Source organism: Salibaculum sp. (assembly GCF_035270045.1).
GTDB lineage: Bacteria > Pseudomonadota > Alphaproteobacteria > Rhodobacterales > Rhodobacteraceae > Salibaculum.
The window spans coordinates 17,426-34,176 of the sequence record NZ_DATFIP010000038.1; the positions used below are offsets into that span (position 1 = coordinate 17,426).

Below are 16,751 nucleotides of genomic sequence, written 5' to 3' on the forward strand. Positions count from 1 at the left end.
GCCACAACAACAGGCAGACGGCACCATGGCTGACGGCAGCAAGAAGAACCGCCCCTTCGTCTGGATCGTGATCGGCTTGCTGATGTTCGGCATGGTCGGTTTCGGGGCCACGGGGCTGACCGGCCGGGTCAGTTCCATCGGCACCGTGGGCGCGCTAGAGGTGCCGGTCAGTGCCTACAGCCAGGAATTGCAGGGCCGTATCCAGTCGCTCTCGGCGCAGGCGGACGAGCCCTTGTCCTTTGCCCAGGCACGCGAACGCGGCGTGCCCGACCAGGCGCTGCAACAGGTGATCCGGTCGCGGGTTCTGGACAACGAGATGCGCCAGTTGGGTGTCTCCGTCGGGGACGAGAGCGTGCGGCGCGAGGTCCTCGACACCCTCGCCTTCGCGGGGCCGGACGGCAATTTCGACCGCGAGCAATACCGCGCCGTGCTGCGCGACAACGGGCTGACCGAGGAACAATACGAATCCCGCATCCGCGACGACAGCGCCCGCGCCCTGTTGCAGGGCGCCGTGATCAGCGGGCTTCCCAGCCCCGAGGTCTATGCCAAGACCGTCGCCGCCTACATCGGCGAAGAACGCGATTTCACCTGGGACACCCTGACGCCGCAGGACCTGCAAGCCTCCCTGCCCGACCCGACCGACGCGGACTTGCGCGCCCATTACGAGGCCAACCCCGAAGCCTACACCGCCCCCGAGACCCGGATGCTGACCTATGCCTGGCTCACGCCCGACATGATCCAGGAGCAGATCACGGTGGACGAGGCCGAGTTGCGCCAGGCCTACGAAGACCGCCTCGACGAGTTCGTCCAGCCCGAGCGGCGCCTTGTCGAGCGGCTGAGTTTCGGCACCCGCGAGGCGGCCCAGGAGGCGCTGGACCGGATAGAGGCGGGTGATACCGATTTCGAGGCGCTGGTGGCCGAACGCGGGCTGGACCTGGCAGACGTGGACTTGGGCGACGTGTCCCGGGACTCGTTGAGCCAGGCCGGCAGGGCGGTCTTCGACGCCGAGACCGGCGATGTCGTCGGGCCGCAACCCAGCCCGCTGGGCCCCGCGCTGTTCCGCGTCAATGCCGTGCTGGCCGCGCAGGAAACCACTTTCGACGAGGCCCGCCCGCGCCTGCGCGAGGACCGGGCCGCCGCCCGCGCCCGCCGTGTGATCGAGGACCAGATCGAACCCATCACTGACCTGCTGGCCGGCGGCGCCCGGCTGGCGGATCTGGCCGAGCAGACCGACATGCAACTGGGCGACATGGCCTGGACCCCGCAAGTCCGCGACGGCGTTGCCGCTTACGCCGGCTTCCGGGAGGTTGTCGCGGGGCTGGACCTTGGCACTTTTCCCGAGTTGCACGAACTGGAAGGCGGCGGGTTGTTCGCCGTTCGGGTCAACGAGGTGCGCCCGCCCGAGCTGCAACCCTTCGATGCTGTCCGCGCCGAGGTGGCCGAGGACTGGCGCGCCGCCGAAACGCGTCGCCAGCTCCGCGCCCGGGCCGAGGAGATCGCCGAGGACATCGACACGGAGACCGAATTCACGCAGGTGGGCCTGGACGGAGCCATCGCGGAACGCGGCCTGACCCGGCGCAGTTTCCTCAACGGCACGCCGCCGGGCTTCATGACGCGCCTGTTCGAACTGGACGCGCCCGGAGAAACCCTGGTGGTTGACGCGCAGCAGGGTGTCATCGTGGCCCGGCTCGACGCCATAACGCAGCCCGGCCAGGACGACCCTGCGGTCACGGCCCAGGCCGAGGCCGTCGCCGACCGCGCGGGCCAGGGCATGGCGCTGGATATTTTCACCGTCTTCAGCCAGGCGGTGCAGGCCGAAACAGAGGTCGTCATCGACCAGGCCGCGATCAACGCGGTTCATGCGAATTTCCAGTAATCATGGCGCTGATCCCGGAATTCGAGGTCTTCCGCGACGGCTACGAGGCCGGAAGGAACCAACTGGTCTACACCCGGCTGGCTGCCGACCTTGATACCCCCGTTTCGCTGATGCTGCGGTTAAACGCTGCCGGGAAACACGCCTTCCTGCTGGAAAGCGTGACGGGGGGCGAGGTGCGCGGGCGCTACTCGATCATCGGCATGAACCCCGACCTGATCTGGGAATGCCACGGCGAGACCGCCCGGATCAACCGCCAGGCCCGCCTCGACGACACTGCCTTCGAGGCGCTGGAGGACGCGCCTCTCGACAGCCTGCGCGCACTGTTGGCCGAAAGCCATATCGACCTGCCCGCCGACCTGCCCCCGGCCAGTGCCGGCCTGTTCGGCTTTCTGGGCTACGACATGATCCGACTGGTGGAGCACCTGCCGGACGTGAACCCCGATCCGCTGGGCCTGCCGGACGCGGTGATGCTGCGCCCCTCGGTGGTGGCCGTTCTGGACGGGGTCAAGGGCGACGTCATCCTCGTCGCTCCGGCCTGGGCAAACTCGGGGCTTTCGGCCATGGCCGCCCATGCGCAGGCCGCCGAACGGGTCATGGATGCCCGACGGGCTCTGGACCGGCCCATGCCCGAACAGGTCCGTACCCTGGGCGATGCCGAGGCCGAGGGCGATGCGGTCAGCAATTTCACCCACGAGGGCTACAAGGCCGCCGTGGAAAAGGCCAAGGACTACATCAAGGCCGGCGACATCTTCCAGGTCGTGCCTGCCCAACGCTGGACCCAGAGTTTCCGCGAACCGCCTTTCTCGCTCTACCGCTCGCTGCGGCGCACGAACCCATCGCCCTTCATGTTCTTCTTCAATTTCGGCGGCTACCAGGTGATCGGGGCCAGCCCCGAGATCCTGGTGCGCGTCATGCACGGCGAGGTCACGATCCGCCCCATCGCGGGCACGAGGCCACGCGGCGCAACGCCCGCCCAGGACAAGGCCAACGAGGCCGACCTGATCGCCGACGAGAAGGAACTTGCCGAACATCTCATGCTGCTGGATCTCGGACGCAACGACGTGGGCCGCGTGGCCAGGGTGGGCACGGTCCGGCCGACCGAGGAATTCATCGTGGAACGCTATTCCCACGTCATGCACATCGTCTCCAACGTGGTGGGCGACCTGGCCGAGGGGCAGGACGCGCTTTCCGCCTTTTTCGCGGGGATGCCCGCGGGCACCGTGTCCGGTGCGCCCAAGGTCCGCGCCATGGAGATCATCGACGAACTGGAGCCGGAAAAGCGCGGCATCTACGGCGGCGGCGTGGGATACTTCAGCGCGGGCGGCGACATGGACATGTGCATCGCCCTTCGGACAGCCGTGTTGAAAGGCCAGAACCTCTACATCCAGGCCGGGGGTGGTGTCGTCCACGACAGCGACCCGGAGGCCGAATACCAGGAGACGGTCCACAAGTCGGGCGCCATCCGCCGCGCCGCGGCCGAGGCGCACCGGTTCACGTCAGGCGGCGGAAACTGACGGGCGGACCTTGCCCGGTCGGCATTCACGCGACCCCGTGATATCCGGGCCCTTGGACGGATGGCGTCAACGGGGCGTACAAACCAGCAATCGCACGACAACGCGCGCTTTCAGCCCCCGAACGAACACGAGCAAAACGGATAATACCATGCAGCCAGACGAGGAACGCGACACCCGAAAAGCAATGCTCAGAGGGTTCCGGCTGGCGTGCCCTTACTGCGGGAAAGGCAAGATCCTTGCCGGCTATCTCAAGGTCAGGGACAAATGCGACTGTTGCGGGCAGGACCTTTATCACGCGCGTGTCGATGATGGGCCTGCTTATTTTACCCTCATGGTGGTCGTCGCGTTCGTCTTTCCCCTGTTCGCCGTGATCTATTCCAATTTCGCGCCCGACCCCCTGTGGGTCGCCCTGGCGATGATGGTGCTTGCAACGGGTTTGGCGATGGTCCTCCTCCCCCGCGTCAAGGGCCTGTTCATCGGCCTTCAGTGGGCGAACAGACTTCACGGATTTTGAGCCCCCCGGACATTCCGGCGACGGACTGTTCCGCGCGTGCGGAAAGGCCCGCGGCGCCCCTCACTCCTTTGCCGTCAGCACCGCCGACAATGGCACCTGCGCGACCTGGGCCGCGCGCTTGTCGTTACCCCAGTTGATCAGCGCCGTGACCGTGTCGGGCCGCATCCGGCCCAACAGCACCACGCCGCTGTCCTGGCGCGCGCGAAAGGCGGCCTGGTCGACGAAGCGGCGGATCACCTGGGCGTCCTGCCCCTCGCCGTCGAGATCGCGGTAGATCGTGGCGGCAGGGACACCGGCGCGTTCGGCCAACCTTGCCCCGGTGTTCAGCCCCTGGCTGATCGACAGGTAGCCGCGCCCGTCCTCGGCCAGGATCTGCATCATCTGTTCGGTGGCGGCGCGGTTGCCGCCCGATGCGCCGTCGAGATCGAGCAGGGCGACGGTCTCGGGCAGTTCCGCGAAGGTCCCTTCCAGCGCGACTTCGACATCCTGGGGCGTGGCGCCCTCGGGCAGCCGCGCGAGGAGCACGGCCTCGACCCCGTTCGCGCGATAGGCCGCCAACAGCTCCGGCGCGCCTTCGGCGGCCGGGTCGATGGCCACGGTCACCGGGAAGGGCACCCCCGAGACCAGCGCCGGGCCCGCCCCCATGCTGCCGTCATCGACCAGGACGATCGCCAAGGTCGGAAGGCCGTCGGGATTGGGAGCGGTGGCGGCATGGGCCTGCAACGCCGGCAAGGGGCGCGCTTCGGCCTCGGGCGCGGGATCGTCCCCGGTGGGCCGGTTGACGGCCACGCCGGTCTCCCGGTCCTCCAACAGGCTGTTGGTCTCACCCTGCATCTCGAATTGCGGGCTCTCGTCCGGGTCGGGCTGCGTGCCGGTCCGGGCCAGTTGCGGATCTTCCCCCTGCACGGGCTCATCCTGCACGGTGTCGGCCGGCGGTGATGTCCCGTTCTGATCGGGATCCACGATCTCGACCGGGATCGGTGCGTCCCCGGGCTCTTCCACGACCCGGGGCGCGGTCGCGGTTTCCTCCGTGTTTTCAGGGTCTTCGACGACGACCGGCGCGGGCGGCTGGCCGGGGTCGGTCGACAGCCGGATGTCGCTTTCGGCGTCGGGTGTTTGCGGCGCCGGCGCCTGGGGGTTCGGCAGGACCGGGTCGTCGCCGCTGACCTGCGGCGCGGTGCCGCCCTCGACCTTGGGCGAGCCCATCGCGCCCTCCACGCCACTGGCCCGCGGCACGGCCGGGGGGGCCGTATCGGCAGCCGGGGTATCGGCCCCCGTGGCGGGGATGCTCCGGGGCGCCTCGGCCTCGGGCGCGGGACCAAGGCTCGGCCCATCCCCCTCGCCCGGTCCCGAGACCGAGGGCGCCGCGCCCTCGGGGGCCTCGGTCATGGCCGTTTCCGGCGCGTCCACCTGCGGGGCTTCTGGCGGGGTGTTGCCCGCGGGCTGTTCACCGAGCAGCGACGCCGTGCCCAGCCCCAGAACCGATACGACACCGCCCACCAGTATCCCCGATAGAAATCCCCTTGCCACGTTGTGCCCCCTGCCTTGTGTTGCCTTGGCCCCTGTTCCCCTGGCCACGGACCGGCCGACGGCCTTGACGCAGCCCGTCGCTTCGGCCCATCTAGGCGGGACTCTACCGTGCCTCGCCGGGGCGATGGTAGCCCCGAATTTCACCCGCCCCCAAGGGCCGCACCTGACGAGTGGCGAAAACATGCTTCTGTTGATCGATAACTACGACAGTTTCACCTACAACCTGGTGCATTACCTGGGCGAACTGGGCGCGGATGTGCAGGTGTATCGCAACGATGCACTGGACGTGCGGCAGGCCATGGCGCTGAACCCCGCCGGTATCCTGCTGTCGCCGGGCCCCTGCGATCCGGCACAGGCCGGTATCTGCCTGTCCCTGACCAGGGCCGCCGCCGAGACCGGGACACCGCTGTTGGGGGTCTGCCTGGGCCACCAGACCATAGGCGAGGCGTTCGGCGGCAAGGTCGTGCGGTGTCACGAGATCGTCCACGGCAAGATGGGCCGGGTGCATCACGCCGGAAAGGGCCTCTTTGCGGGCCTGCCCTCGCCCTTCGAGGCGACGCGCTACCATTCGCTGGTGGTCGCGCGCGACAGCCTGCCCGACGGCCTTGAGATCACCGCCGAACTGGAAGACGGCACGATCATGGGCCTGCAGCATCGAAGCCTGCCCATCCACGGCGTCCAGTTCCACCCCGAGAGCATCGCCTCCGAACACGGCCACGCCCTGTTGCAGGCCTTCCTCGATACCATGAAAGCCCCGGCATGAGCGACGCCCTAAAGCCCCTTATCGCCGCGGCCGCCGAGGGTCCGTTGACCCGGGCCCAGGCTGAATCGGCCTTCGACATCCTGTTCGAGGGCGACGCCACCCCCAGCCAGATGGGCGGGTTGCTCATGGCGCTGCGCACCCGGGGCGAAGTGATTGACGAATACGCCGCCGCTGCCAGCGTCATGCGCGCCAGGTGCGTTCCGGTCAGGGCCCCCGATGGGGCCATGGACATCGTCGGAACAGGGGGCGACGGCAAGGGCACGCTCAACATTTCCACCGCCACGGCCTTCGTGGTGGCCGGCGCGGGCGTGCCCGTGGCCAAGCACGGCAACCGCAACCTGTCGTCGAAGTCCGGCGCCGCCGACGCGCTCGGGCAACTGGGCATCGAGGTCATGATCGGGGCAGACCTGGTCGAAAGGGCCATCGCCGAGGCCGGGATCGGCTTCATGATGGCGCCCATGCACCACCCGGCGATCAAGCATGTCATGCCCACCCGGATGGAGCTGGGCACGCGGACGATCTTCAACATCCTCGGCCCGCTGACCAACCCCGCGGGGGTCAAGCGGCAGTTGACCGGGGCCTTCAGCCGCGACTTGATCCAGCCCATGGCGCAGACCCTGCAGGTGCTCGGCTCCGAGGCAAGCTGGTTGGTTCACGGCTCGGACGGGACCGACGAGTTGACCATAACGGGCCTGTCCTGGGTCGCCGCGCAGTCGGGCGACATGATCACGCTACGCGAGGTCCACCCCGAGGACGCGGGCCTGCCGGTGCATCCCTTCGAGTCGATCCTCGGCGGCACGCCCGAGGAAAACGCCACGGCCTTCCGCGCCCTGCTGGCGGGCGAAACGGGTGCTTATCGCGATTCCGTCCTTCTGAATGCGGCCGCGGCGCTGCTGGTGGCGGGCAAGGCCGACAGCCTGCGCGACGGAGCCGAGCAGGCCCGCGAGAGCATCGACAGCGGCGCCGCCCGGCGCGCCGTCGAAACCCTGGCCCGCATCAGCCAATCCGGCTGACTCGCGGCCTTTCGCGGCGGTGCAGCGGCCCGGCCCGGTCAGAAAATTCTCAAAACGGTGGCGTGACGCCCGTTTTTTGTGCATCATCGGTGAAAATGCCGGGAAAGCATGGGTGCATCGGGCCAACCGGGGGCGACATTTCGCCTGTTCCATGGGTTTCTCTGCACATCAAAACAACTGCAACTCACAGGGGATATCTCATGAAGATGATTGCTCAGCTTGCCGCGGCCGCGGCGCTATCGGTCACAGCGGCCCATGCAGAAGGGCACATGACCGACGTGCCATTCGCGTTGGACTGGAAATTCGAAGGTCCCGCAGCACCCTATTTCGCGGCCATCGACAATGGCCACTTCGCCGAGAACGGGTTGAGCGTCGAGATCGCGGCGGGCACCGGGTCGCTGGACGCCATTCCGAAGGTCGCCACGGGTGCCTTTCCGGTGGGGTTCGCGGACATCAACAGCCTGATCCGCTTCCTCGACCAGAACCCCGGCGCACCGGTCACCGCGGTGATGATGATCTACGACAAGCCCCCCTTCGCGGTGATCGGCCGCGAATCCCTGGGCATCTCGGAGCCCTCCGATCTGGAAGGAAAGGTCCTCGGGGCACCGCCGCCGGACGGCGCCTGGGCGCAATTCCCGATATTCGCTACGCAGAACGACCTGGACATGGACGCGATCACGGTCGAGCCGGTGGGCTTTCCGACGCGCGAGCCCATGCTCGCCGACGGCAACGTGGCGGCGATCACGGGCTTTTCGTTCAGCTCCTACCTCAATCTCGTGCGTCTCGGGGTGCCCGAAGAGGACATCACGACCCTGCTGATGGCCGACTACGGGCTCGAGCTTTACGGCAACGCGATCATCGTCAACACGGATTTCGCCGAGGCAAACCCCGAGATCATCAGCGGTTTCCTGGAGGCCGTGGCCATGGGCTGGAAAGACGCGATCGCGGATCCCGCCTCGGTGATGCCGGCCCTGATCGCGCGCAACCCGGCCGCAGATGCCGATCTCGAACAGCGCCGCCTGGAACTGTCGATCGACGCCAATGTCGTCACCGATTACACCACGGCCAATGGCATGGGCATGATCGACGACGACCGCATGGCCGCCGCGATCGAACAGGTCAAGATGGTCTACGACTTCGAGGGTGAGCCTGACGCGGCCCTGTATTTCACGGATGCCTACCTGCCCGAGGGCGGGTTCGCGCTCGAATAACGCAAACACGCGCGGGGGTGTCCTGCCCCCGCGCCTTTGAAAAGTCTTCCATGTCCCCGCTTATCAAGATCAAGGGCGTCCGGCACGCCTATGAAACGGCCTCGGGCCCCCTGCCTGTTCTGGATGGTCTCGAAGTGACCGTGAACGAGGGCGGCTTCTGCGCCGTCGTCGGCCCGTCCGGGTGCGGGAAATCGACCCTCACCCGCCTGATTGCCGGCCTGATGCACCCCGACGAGGGCGAGGTCTGGCTGCATGGCGAGCTGGTCAAGGCCCCCCGGTCGACCGTCGGCATGGCCTTTCAGAACCCCGTGCTTCTGGAATGGCGAACGATCCTGCAGAACGTCATGCTGCCACTGGAGATCGTGCCGGATGGCCTCAAGGGCGCGGCCGCGAAGGACCGCGCGCGCTATCTGCTGTCCCTGGTGGGGCTCGATGGCTTCGAGGACAAGCGGCCCTCGGAACTCTCCGGCGGGATGCGCCAGCGCGCCTCGCTGTGCCGGGCGCTGGTCCATCAACCGGAAGTCCTGATCCTGGACGAACCCTTCGGGGCGCTCGATGCCTTCACCCGCGAGGACCTGTGGCAAACCATGCACGAGGTGAAGGAGAGAGAGCCCTTCACCGCCGTTCTCATCACGCATGACCTGCGCGAGGCGATCTTCCTTGGCGACCAGGTGGTCGTTCTGTCTGGCCGGCCCGCACGAACGCAATACGTGATGGAGATCCCGCAGATCGCGAAACCGACCCTGGACGACCTCTATACCGCCGAGGCCGCAGAGCGGCTGACGATCCTCAGACACCAGATCGAGATTGCACAGGGCCGGGCCACCCCGGAGGAGGCATCATGAATCCGACCCTGCGAAAGGTGGTTGTTCCGACCCTGGCCATCGTCGTGTTCCTCCTCCTGTGGGAGGCGCTGGTCTGGGTGATGGGCTGGCCCAACTACAAGATGGCCTCGCCCAGCGACCTGATACCCGCCTTCCAGCAATACTGGGACCTGTTCCTCGTCATGGGCTGGCAGACGCTCTGGCGGACCGTGCTGGGCCTGTTGCTGGCCATCGTGGTCGGCACCCTGCTTGGCATGATCATGGGCTTCTCGCGCACCATGCGCGATGCGCTCTACCCGTTGCTGGTGGGGTTCAATGCCATTCCCAAGGCGACCGTCGTGCCCATCGTCGCGCTGATGTTCGTCGGCGCGCACGACTTCAACACGGTCCTGATCGCCTTCATGATCTCGTTTTTCCCGATCGCGGTCTCGGTCTCGATCGGCCTGTCCACGCTGGAGCCCGAATACCGCGACATCCTGCGCGCGCTGGGGGCCTCCCAGACGATGATCTTCCGCAAGATCGCTTTGCCCAAGACCCTTCCCGAGTTCTTCGGCGCGCTCAAGGTATCGGTCACGCTGGCCTTCATCGGGACCAACCTGATGGAAATCGTCAGCCCGCATGGCCGGGGGCTGGGCGCGCTGTTCGACAGCGGCAAGACGAATTCCGATTACCCGCTGATGTTCGCGGTGCTCATCGCGCTCGCCCTGCTGGGCATCGTGCTCTATTACGTCGTGGTGGCACTTGAGAAGATATTTGCCGGCTGGGCGGAGCGTCAGCCGCATTAGCCCGGCCCCGCCCCTCTACTTCGGGGCGGGATGAAGGGTGAAATCCGGCAGCATGTCCAATGCCTCGCGCAGGGCTTGCCCCCATCCGTGGGACACCAGTTGGAAATAGGGATCGTCGCCCGCGACGCGCCCGGTCGGGCCGGTTTCAAGGCTGTCTTTTTCGTAGCAATGAAAATCGAACGGCGCGCCGACGGTCAGGTTGGCCTTGAGCGTTGAATCGAAACTGACCAGCAGCAGTTTCATCGCCGCCTCGAAGCTCATGGCCGGGTCGTAGGCCCGCAACAGGATCGGCCGACCGTATTTCGTTTCCCCGACCTGGAAGAAGGGGGTGTCCTCGTCGGCCTCGATGAAATTGCCCTCGGGGTAGATCAGGAAAAGCCGGTGCGGGCCGCCCTTGACCTGGCCGCCAAGGACCAGGGTCGCATCGAAGGTGCTGTCGGCGCGCTGGCCGCTGTCGGCATGGTTCGCGATCACCTCGCGCAGGGTGTCGGCCACCATGCGCGCTGCCTGGAACATGGAGTCGACCCCCAGCAGCGACGGCGCGCGGTCCCGGCGCCTCTTGCTGCGCTCGTCCAGCAGGCTCACGACGGCCTGCGTGGTCGCGAGGTTGCCAGCGGACATCAGCGTGATCGACCGGTCGCCGGGGGTTTGCCAGATCGACATCTTCCGAAAGGTCGAGATGTTGTCGAGCCCTGCATTCGTCCGGGTATCGGACATGAAGACCAGACCACGGTCGAGCATCATGCCCACGCAATACGTCATCGAGCTATTCCTACTGCTGCACCACGTCTATCGCGACCGACAGGGTTTCACCCGTGCCGCCGATGCGTGTGCCCGAGACCGGGGCCGCCTCGGCATAGTCCCGCCCCGTGGCCACGCGCACGTAGCGTGTATCAGGGGAAATGCCGTTGGACACGTCGAATCCGACCCAGCCCAGCCCCGCGACATGGGCCTCGGCCCAGGCGTGCATGGCCTCTTGCGCGGTGCGGTCGTTCAGCATGAGGTAACCCGAAACGTACCGCGCGGGATAGCCCAGTTCGCGCGCGCAGCTCAGGAAGATGTGCGTGTGATCCTGGCAAACCCCCTGGCCCTTGGCGATTGCCTCTTCCGCGCCCCAATCGGGCTCCGAGGCGCCGACGCGGAAGGCGACCCTGTCCCGGATGATACCGGCCAGCACATGAAGCCGGTCCAGCGGGTCGGCCTCGGGCGTGTCGCGCAGGATGCCCCGCACCCCCTCGCCCGCCCTCGTCCGCGCCGTGACCTGCTGATAGAGCCAGAGCGGAGCGACGCCGCGATGGCGCCCGAGAATGCCGTCATTGGCGGTCAATTCGACCTCGCCCTCGCTGACAAGGACCAGGTTCCGCGCCTCTCGGGCATAGCTTATCAACTCGACGGTATTCATGTGCTCGTCCTCGAAGCCCAGCTCGCGCCGGCCGCCGGTGACATGGGTCCGCCAGAACAGCACCGATTGCTGGTGCGAGGATTTGGGCGTCTTGCGGACCTGTTGCAGCCCGTATTTCACCGGGGTCTCGAAGTGGTAGCTGGTCTGGTGGCGAATGGTCAGGCGCATGGTCTACTCGTGGAACCGGAAATCGGTTTCGATCTGGCCCGACAGCTCGGTCAGCAGCCAAAGAACCTTCTGGATATACTCGTGCAGTCCGAACTCGAACACCGCGTCGATGTCATGGCTCAGGTAGGTCCGCTCGATGTGCAGGGCCTTCGTCTGGGCCGGGCCGGGGCGCATCGACCGTCTTTGCAGGTAGCGCAGGTTGTCGCTCAGCTTGCCCACGCAAAAGGCCAGAGACCTGGGCATCCGCTTGTCGAGGATCAGGAATTGCGCGATCTCGCGCGGGCCAGCGCCAGCGCCGTATTCCATGCGAAATCCGCCGCGCGCGGAGACCGAGCGCAGGATCGTTTCCCACTGCACGTTGTCGAGCGAGGTCCCCACCGCGCTGGCCGAGGGCAGCAGCACGTAGTACTTGACGTCGAGGATGCGCGCAGTGTTGTCGGCCCGTTCAAGGAAGGTCCCCAGCCGGGCGAAGTTGTAGATGTCGTTGCGCAGCATCGTGCCGTGGGTCATGCCGCGCACCAAGGCGGCGCGCTGGCGCATGGTGCCCAGAACACCCGGAAGATCACGCTCGGCCACCTTGCGCGCCAGGACCTCGCGGGCGCTCATGTAGGCCGCATTGGTGGCTTCCCAGACCTCGTGCGTCAGCGCCGTGCGGACAAGCCTGGCATTCTGCCGGGCCGCCTCGATCGAGGACAGAACCGATGACGGGTTGGCGCGGTCGCGCAGCAACCAGTCGATCGCGGCCTCCTTGTTCAGCGCGCCCCGGGCCGTCTCGAACTGCACCAGGCTGCCCGCCGATTGCAGCACGGATCGCCATTCCTCCTCGCCCGACTCCAGGCGGGTCAGGGCGATACGCTGGCCGGTTTCGATCAGGCGCGCCGTGTTCTCGGCGCGCTCGAACGACCGGTACATCCAGTAAAGGCCATTGGCGGTCTTTCCGAGCATCGCGTCAGTCCTCCAGCACCCAGGTGTCCTTGGTGCCGCCGCCCTGGCTGGAATTCACCACCATCGACCCATTCTTGAGCGCGACCCGCGTCAGGCCGCCGGATGTGACCTTGATCCCGCCCGGGCTGACCAGGACGAAGGGGCGCAGGTCCACGTGCCGCGGCGCCATGCCCTGCCGGGCGAGGATGGGGACCGTGGACAGGCTCAGCGTCGGCTGGGCGATGTAGTTGGCGGGCCGTGCCTTGAGCTTGCGGCGGAAGGCGGCGAGATCCTTCCTGGTGGCGGTGGGCCCGATCAGCATGCCGTAACCGCCCGAGCCGTGCACCTCCTTGACGACCAGGTCTTCAAGGTTGTCCAGCACGTAGGCCAGATGCTCGGTCTCGGAACATCGCCAGGTCGGCACGTCCTTCAGGATCGGACGCTCGCCGGTATAGAATTCCACGATCTCGGGCATGTAGCTGTAGATCGCCTTGTCGTCGGCGATCCCGGTGCCGGGCGCGTTGGCAATGGTGATCCCGCCCGCGCGGTAGACATCCATGATCCCCGGAACGCCCAGCTGGCTGTCGGGGTTGAAGTTCAACGGATCGAGGAAATCGTCGTCCACCCGGCGATACAGGACGTCGATCGGCTTGTAGCCATGGATCGTGCGCATCGCAACGCGACCGTCCACGACCCGCAGGTCATGGCCTTCGACCAGGTCCACGCTCATCTGGTCGGCCAGGAAGGCGTGCTCGTAGAATGCCGAATTGTAGATGCCGGGTGTCAGCACGGCGACGACGGGTTTTCCGTCGGTCGCATCGGGGGCGCAGGCGGACAGCGACCGACGCAGATCGGCCGGATAGCTCTGCACGTCCCGTACCCGGTTGTGAGAGAACAGCTCGGGAAACATCTGCATCATGGTTTCACGGTTCTCAAGCATGTAGCTGACACCGCTGGGCGTGCGGGCATTGTCTTCCAGCACGAAGAAGTCATCCGGGCCGGTCCGCACCAGGTCGGTGCCGACGATATGGGTGTATATTCCGCCCGGGGGCGAAACACCGATCATGCGCGGCTCGAAGGCCGGGTTGCGGCTGATCATCTCTTTCGGGATACGCCCGGCCTTGAGGATCTCCTGCCCGTGGTAGATGTCGTGGAGAAAGGCGTTGATCGCGCGCACGCGCTGCTCGATGCCCCGGGTAACGCGGGCCCACTCCCGATCGGAAATGATCCGCGGGATGATGTCGAAAGGGATAAGCCGTTCCTCGGCCTCGGACCGTCCATAGACGTTGAAGGTGATACCGGTCAGCCGGAAAAGCTCTTCCGCCTCGCGCTGCTTGGCGCGCAATCGCCTCGGTTCCTCTCCGGTCAGCCAGTCGTGAAACTGCTGATAGGGCGCTCTCAACCGCGCGTCGCTGCCCCACATCTCATCGAAGTTCGGTGTTTTCTCCATCCCCAACCTTTCGGACGTACCGGTTGATTAGGATCGCATAACGGCACAATGGCCAGCCTGGAGGTCCGCATTCGGCAGGGGCACCGCAACTTTGCGCGTTTTTTGGGCGTTCTGCACGGTTCCGCCTCTGCAAACGGGCGACTGCCGGGCGCGTCACCGGGCCGGATGCATCCCGGGGGCGGTGCCCATTCCGGCTTGCGGCAACCGCACAATTGTCATCGCGTCCCGCCCACGCTAACCAGTCTCCATGGATATTCTCGACAGGATCAAGGCCTACAAGCTCGACGAGATCGCCGCGCGCAAGGCCGAAACACCGCTCTCCACGCTCGAGGCCGCCGCCAAGGAGGCCGGGCCGACGCGCGGATTCGCCGAGGCCCTCGTGCAGGCGGGCAAGACCGGCTACGGGCTGATTGCAGAAATCAAGAAGGCCAGCCCCTCCAAGGGTCTGATCCGCGCGGATTTCGACCCGCCCGCGCTGGCCCGGGCCTACGAAGACGGCGGCGCGGCCTGCCTTTCGGTGCTGACGGATACGCCAAGCTTCCAGGGCGCGGATGATTTCCTGACCCAGGCGCGCGCGGCCACCAACCTGCCCGCCCTGCGCAAGGACTTCATGTACGATCCCTACCAGGTCACCGAGGCGCGCGCACTTGGCGCCGATTGCATCCTTGTCATCCTCGCCTCGGTCTCGGACGCTCAGGCGGCAGAGCTGGAGTCGGCGGCTTTCGACCTGAACATGGACGTCCTGCTCGAGGTGCACGACCGCGCCGAACTGGACCGTGCCTGTGCCCTGAATTCCCCCTTGATGGGCATCAACAACCGCAACCTCAAGACCTTCGAGGTCACGCTGGACACCACCCGCTCGCTGTCGAAATTCGTGCCGCCCGACCGCATGATCGTCTGCGAAAGCGGGCTGACACGCCCCGCCGACCTGGCCGAGATGGCCCGCTTCGGGGCGCGCAGCTTCCTGATCGGCGAAAGCCTGATGCGGCAGCACGACGTTGCCGCCGCCACCCGCGCGATCCTGGCCGATCCGCTGGTTCCCGGGAGCATGGCATGAGGAGCGGCAAGCTGAGCCATTTCGACGCCGACGGCCAGGCGCACATGGTCGATGTCTCCGACAAGCCCGAAACCGCCCGCGTCGCCACCGCCGAGGGGCATGTGCGCATGTCCGCCGACACCCTCTCCCACGTGACCGCCGGAACGGCAAAGAAGGGCGATGTTCTGGGCATCGCCCGGATCGCCGGCATACAGGGCGCCAAGAGGACCGCCGACCTGATCCCGCTGTGTCACCCCCTGCCCGTCACCAAGGTGGCGCTGGAGCTTGCCGCAGACGCGGACCTGCCCGGCGTGCGCATCACCGCCATCGTCAAGACCACCGGCCAGACCGGGGTGGAAATGGAAGCGCTGACAGCGGTCTCGACCGCCGCGCTGACGGTCTATGACATGCTCAAGGCCGTGCAGAAGAACATGGAAATCGGTGGTATCCGCGTCACGCTCAAGGATGGCGGCAAATCGGGTCGGTTCGAGGCATGATCACCGTCGATGAGGCCCTTGAAAAGCTGCTGGCGCTGGCCGCGCCTCTGGAGGTCGAAGACGTGCCGCTGCGCGCCGCTTCCGGCCGCACGCTGGCGCGGCCGGTGACAGCCCGGCGCGACCAGCCGCCCTTTTCCGCCTCGGCCATGGACGGCTATGCCATCGCCGGCGAAGGCGCGCCGGGCGATCAGTACCGGGTGATCGGCGAGGCGGCGGCAGGGCATGGCTATGCCGGTGCGGTCGGCCCAGGCGAGGCGTTGCGCATCTTCACCGGTGCCCCCATGCCCGAGGGTGCAACCCGCGTGGTCATCCAGGAGGACACGGTGCGCGACGGCACCACGATAACCCTGTCCGAGACGCTTGGCCACGGCCCGCACGTGCGCGCCATGGGGGCCGATTTCCGGGCCGGAGATACCCTGGACGCGCCCCGCGTTCTGACCCCGTCGGACGTGGCGCTGATGGCGGCGATGAACATCGCGGCTGCCCCGGTCACACGCCGGCCCGAGGTGGCGATCATCGCCACCGGCGACGAGTTGGTTCAGCCCGGCGAGGACCCGGGGCCGGACCAGATCATCGCCTCCAACAGCTACGGATTGGCCGCGCTTGTCGAGGCGCTCGGGGCCGAGGCCCGCCTGTTGCCCATCGCGCGTGACACGCTGGCCTCGCTTCAGGCGATTTTCGACCTGGCCGAGGGGGCGGATCTGATCCTGACCATCGGCGGAGCCTCGGTCGGGGATCACGACCTTGTCGGTCCGGCGCTGGCCGACCGCGGAATGGAACGCGCCTTCTACAAGGTGGCCATGCGGCCGGGCAAGCCGCTGATGGCGGGTAGGCTGGGATCGGCCGCCCTGGTGGGTCTGCCCGGCAACCCGGTCTCGGCCATGGTCTGCGGGCATGTCTTCGTGGCGCCGGTGGTCCGCGCGATGCTCGGGCAGCGCACCGTCGTCACAACGCCGGAACCGCGCACGCTCGCCGCGCCCCTGCCCGCCAACGGCCCCCGCCAGCATTACCTCCGCGCGCGCACCACGCAGGCGGGCGTTACGCCCTTCGATACCCAGGACAGCTCGCTTCTGTCGGTGCTCAGCGAGGCTGACTGCCTGATCATCCAGCCTCCGAACGACCCGGGGCGGCCATCGGGCGCAACCGTACCGGTGCTTGCACTGTAAGGGAACAGCTTGACACAAAAGGGGAACACCAGTAGAACATCCCGAAACGGGTCACATCCGGCCCGGCACGGAGGACCC

Annotated in this window: 16 protein-coding genes; 11 read left to right on the forward strand and 5 right to left on the reverse strand. The window is 66.9% G+C overall.

Going from position 1 to position 16,751, the window contains the following annotated elements:
• Window positions 1-25 precede the first annotated feature (25 nt).
• The 3 genes from VJ897_RS06270 (at window position 26) to VJ897_RS06280 (ending at window position 3,904) form a co-directional block, all read left to right on the forward strand.
• The gene (locus VJ897_RS06270; protein ID WP_324054281.1) at window positions 26-1,876 is read left to right on the forward strand and encodes a peptidyl-prolyl cis-trans isomerase; all 1,851 of its coding nucleotides are present in this window, start codon (window positions 26-28) and stop codon (window positions 1,874-1,876) included.
• Between the two features lie 2 nt (window positions 1,877-1,878).
• Window positions 1,879-3,390, forward strand: coding sequence for an anthranilate synthase component I (trpE, locus tag VJ897_RS06275; RefSeq protein WP_324054282.1), 1,512 nt, complete (start codon window positions 1,879-1,881; stop codon window positions 3,388-3,390).
• 148 nt (window positions 3,391-3,538) lie between these two features.
• A complete protein-coding gene (locus VJ897_RS06280; protein WP_324054284.1) occupies window positions 3,539-3,904 on the forward strand; it encodes a DUF983 domain-containing protein in 366 nt (121 codons plus the stop codon).
• 60 nt (window positions 3,905-3,964) lie between these two features.
• Here VJ897_RS06280 and VJ897_RS06285 read toward each other — a convergent pair whose 3' ends face one another.
• A complete protein-coding gene (locus tag VJ897_RS06285) occupies window positions 3,965-5,434 on the reverse strand; it encodes a divergent polysaccharide deacteylase family protein (protein WP_324054286.1) in 1,470 nt (489 codons plus the stop codon).
• A gap of 181 nt (window positions 5,435-5,615) precedes the next feature.
• Between VJ897_RS06285 and VJ897_RS06290 the strand changes: the two genes are divergently transcribed.
• The 5 genes from VJ897_RS06290 (at window position 5,616) to VJ897_RS06310 (ending at window position 10,030) form a co-directional block, all read left to right on the forward strand.
• A complete protein-coding gene (locus tag VJ897_RS06290) occupies window positions 5,616-6,197 on the forward strand; it encodes an anthranilate synthase component II (RefSeq protein ID WP_324054288.1) in 582 nt (193 codons plus the stop codon).
• Complete coding sequence (trpD, locus tag VJ897_RS06295) at window positions 6,194-7,210, forward strand: anthranilate phosphoribosyltransferase (protein ID WP_324054289.1); 1,017 nt, start codon at window positions 6,194-6,196, stop codon at window positions 7,208-7,210. Before VJ897_RS06290 ends, trpD begins: the two co-directional genes overlap by 4 nt.
• Before the next feature lie 206 nt (window positions 7,211-7,416).
• Entirely contained in the window at window positions 7,417-8,421 is a 1,005-nt protein-coding gene (locus VJ897_RS06300; RefSeq protein ID WP_414706686.1) for an ABC transporter substrate-binding protein, read from the forward strand.
• 50 nt (window positions 8,422-8,471) lie between these two features.
• Window positions 8,472-9,266 (forward strand): ABC transporter ATP-binding protein, encoded by a 795-nt coding sequence (locus VJ897_RS06305; RefSeq protein WP_324054293.1) that lies wholly within the window; start codon window positions 8,472-8,474, stop codon window positions 9,264-9,266.
• Window positions 9,263-10,030, forward strand: a complete 768-nt coding sequence (locus VJ897_RS06310; RefSeq protein ID WP_324054295.1) for an ABC transporter permease — start codon at window positions 9,263-9,265, stop codon at window positions 10,028-10,030. Before VJ897_RS06305 ends, VJ897_RS06310 begins: the two co-directional genes overlap by 4 nt.
• Before the next feature lie 15 nt (window positions 10,031-10,045).
• On the opposite strand, the gene VJ897_RS06315 is transcribed toward VJ897_RS06310, so the two are convergent.
• Genes VJ897_RS06315 through VJ897_RS06330 form a run of 4 tightly spaced genes read right to left on the reverse strand, consistent with a single transcriptional unit; the run spans window position 10,046 to window position 13,974 of the window.
• A complete protein-coding gene (locus VJ897_RS06315; RefSeq protein WP_324054297.1) occupies window positions 10,046-10,792 on the reverse strand; it encodes a proteasome-type protease in 747 nt (248 codons plus the stop codon).
• 10 nt (window positions 10,793-10,802) lie between these two features.
• A complete protein-coding gene (locus tag VJ897_RS06320; protein WP_324054299.1) occupies window positions 10,803-11,600 on the reverse strand; it encodes a transglutaminase family protein in 798 nt (265 codons plus the stop codon).
• Between the two features lie 3 nt (window positions 11,601-11,603).
• Window positions 11,604-12,545, reverse strand: coding sequence for an alpha-E domain-containing protein (locus VJ897_RS06325; RefSeq protein WP_324054300.1), 942 nt, complete (start codon window positions 12,543-12,545; stop codon window positions 11,604-11,606).
• A gap of 4 nt (window positions 12,546-12,549) precedes the next feature.
• On the reverse strand, window positions 12,550-13,974 hold the full coding sequence (locus VJ897_RS06330) for a circularly permuted type 2 ATP-grasp protein (protein ID WP_324054302.1): 1,425 nt from the start codon (window positions 13,972-13,974) through the stop codon (window positions 12,550-12,552).
• A 247-nt stretch (window positions 13,975-14,221) separates the two neighbouring features.
• Between VJ897_RS06330 and trpC the strand changes: the two genes are divergently transcribed.
• The 3 genes from trpC to VJ897_RS06345 are packed head-to-tail and all read left to right on the forward strand — an operon-like array spanning window position 14,222 to window position 16,673.
• Window positions 14,222-15,031 (forward strand): indole-3-glycerol phosphate synthase TrpC, encoded by an 810-nt coding sequence (gene trpC, locus VJ897_RS06335; protein ID WP_324054304.1) that lies wholly within the window; start codon window positions 14,222-14,224, stop codon window positions 15,029-15,031.
• Window positions 15,028-15,507: a cyclic pyranopterin monophosphate synthase MoaC gene (moaC, locus tag VJ897_RS06340; protein WP_324054306.1), complete on the forward strand. Its 480-nt coding sequence runs from the start codon at window positions 15,028-15,030 to the stop codon at window positions 15,505-15,507. The genes trpC and moaC overlap by 4 nt, the downstream gene beginning before the upstream one ends.
• Window positions 15,504-16,673, forward strand: coding sequence for a molybdopterin molybdotransferase MoeA (locus tag VJ897_RS06345; protein ID WP_324054308.1), 1,170 nt, complete (start codon window positions 15,504-15,506; stop codon window positions 16,671-16,673). Before moaC ends, VJ897_RS06345 begins: the two co-directional genes overlap by 4 nt.
• The last annotated feature ends 78 nt before the right edge of the window (window positions 16,674-16,751 follow it).

Excerpts from the sequence above, each read along its gene's own strand:
- VJ897_RS06270 (WP_324054281.1), top strand. The coding sequence starts at position 26 with ATGGCTGACGGCAGCAAGAAGAACCGCCCCTTCGTCTGGATCGTGATC.
- trpE (WP_324054282.1), top strand. The coding sequence starts at position 1,879 with ATGGCGCTGATCCCGGAATTCGAGGTCTTCCGCGACGGCTACGAGGCC.
- VJ897_RS06280 (WP_324054284.1), top strand. The coding sequence starts at position 3,539 with ATGCAGCCAGACGAGGAACGCGACACCCGAAAAGCAATGCTCAGAGGG.
- VJ897_RS06290 (WP_324054288.1), top strand. The coding sequence starts at position 5,616 with ATGCTTCTGTTGATCGATAACTACGACAGTTTCACCTACAACCTGGTG.
- trpD (WP_324054289.1), top strand. The coding sequence starts at position 6,194 with ATGAGCGACGCCCTAAAGCCCCTTATCGCCGCGGCCGCCGAGGGTCCG.
- VJ897_RS06300 (WP_414706686.1), top strand. The coding sequence starts at position 7,417 with ATGATTGCTCAGCTTGCCGCGGCCGCGGCGCTATCGGTCACAGCGGCC.
- VJ897_RS06305 (WP_324054293.1), top strand. The coding sequence starts at position 8,472 with ATGTCCCCGCTTATCAAGATCAAGGGCGTCCGGCACGCCTATGAAACG.
- VJ897_RS06310 (WP_324054295.1), top strand. The coding sequence starts at position 9,263 with ATGAATCCGACCCTGCGAAAGGTGGTTGTTCCGACCCTGGCCATCGTC.
- VJ897_RS06315 (WP_324054297.1), bottom strand. The coding sequence starts at position 10,792 with ATGACGTATTGCGTGGGCATGATGCTCGACCGTGGTCTGGTCTTCATG.
- VJ897_RS06320 (WP_324054299.1), bottom strand. The coding sequence starts at position 11,600 with ATGCGCCTGACCATTCGCCACCAGACCAGCTACCACTTCGAGACCCCG.
- VJ897_RS06325 (WP_324054300.1), bottom strand. The coding sequence starts at position 12,545 with ATGCTCGGAAAGACCGCCAATGGCCTTTACTGGATGTACCGGTCGTTC.
- VJ897_RS06330 (WP_324054302.1), bottom strand. The coding sequence starts at position 13,974 with ATGGAGAAAACACCGAACTTCGATGAGATGTGGGGCAGCGACGCGCGG.
- trpC (WP_324054304.1), top strand. The coding sequence starts at position 14,222 with ATGGATATTCTCGACAGGATCAAGGCCTACAAGCTCGACGAGATCGCC.
- moaC (WP_324054306.1), top strand. The coding sequence starts at position 15,028 with ATGAGGAGCGGCAAGCTGAGCCATTTCGACGCCGACGGCCAGGCGCAC.
- VJ897_RS06345 (WP_324054308.1), top strand. The coding sequence starts at position 15,504 with ATGATCACCGTCGATGAGGCCCTTGAAAAGCTGCTGGCGCTGGCCGCG.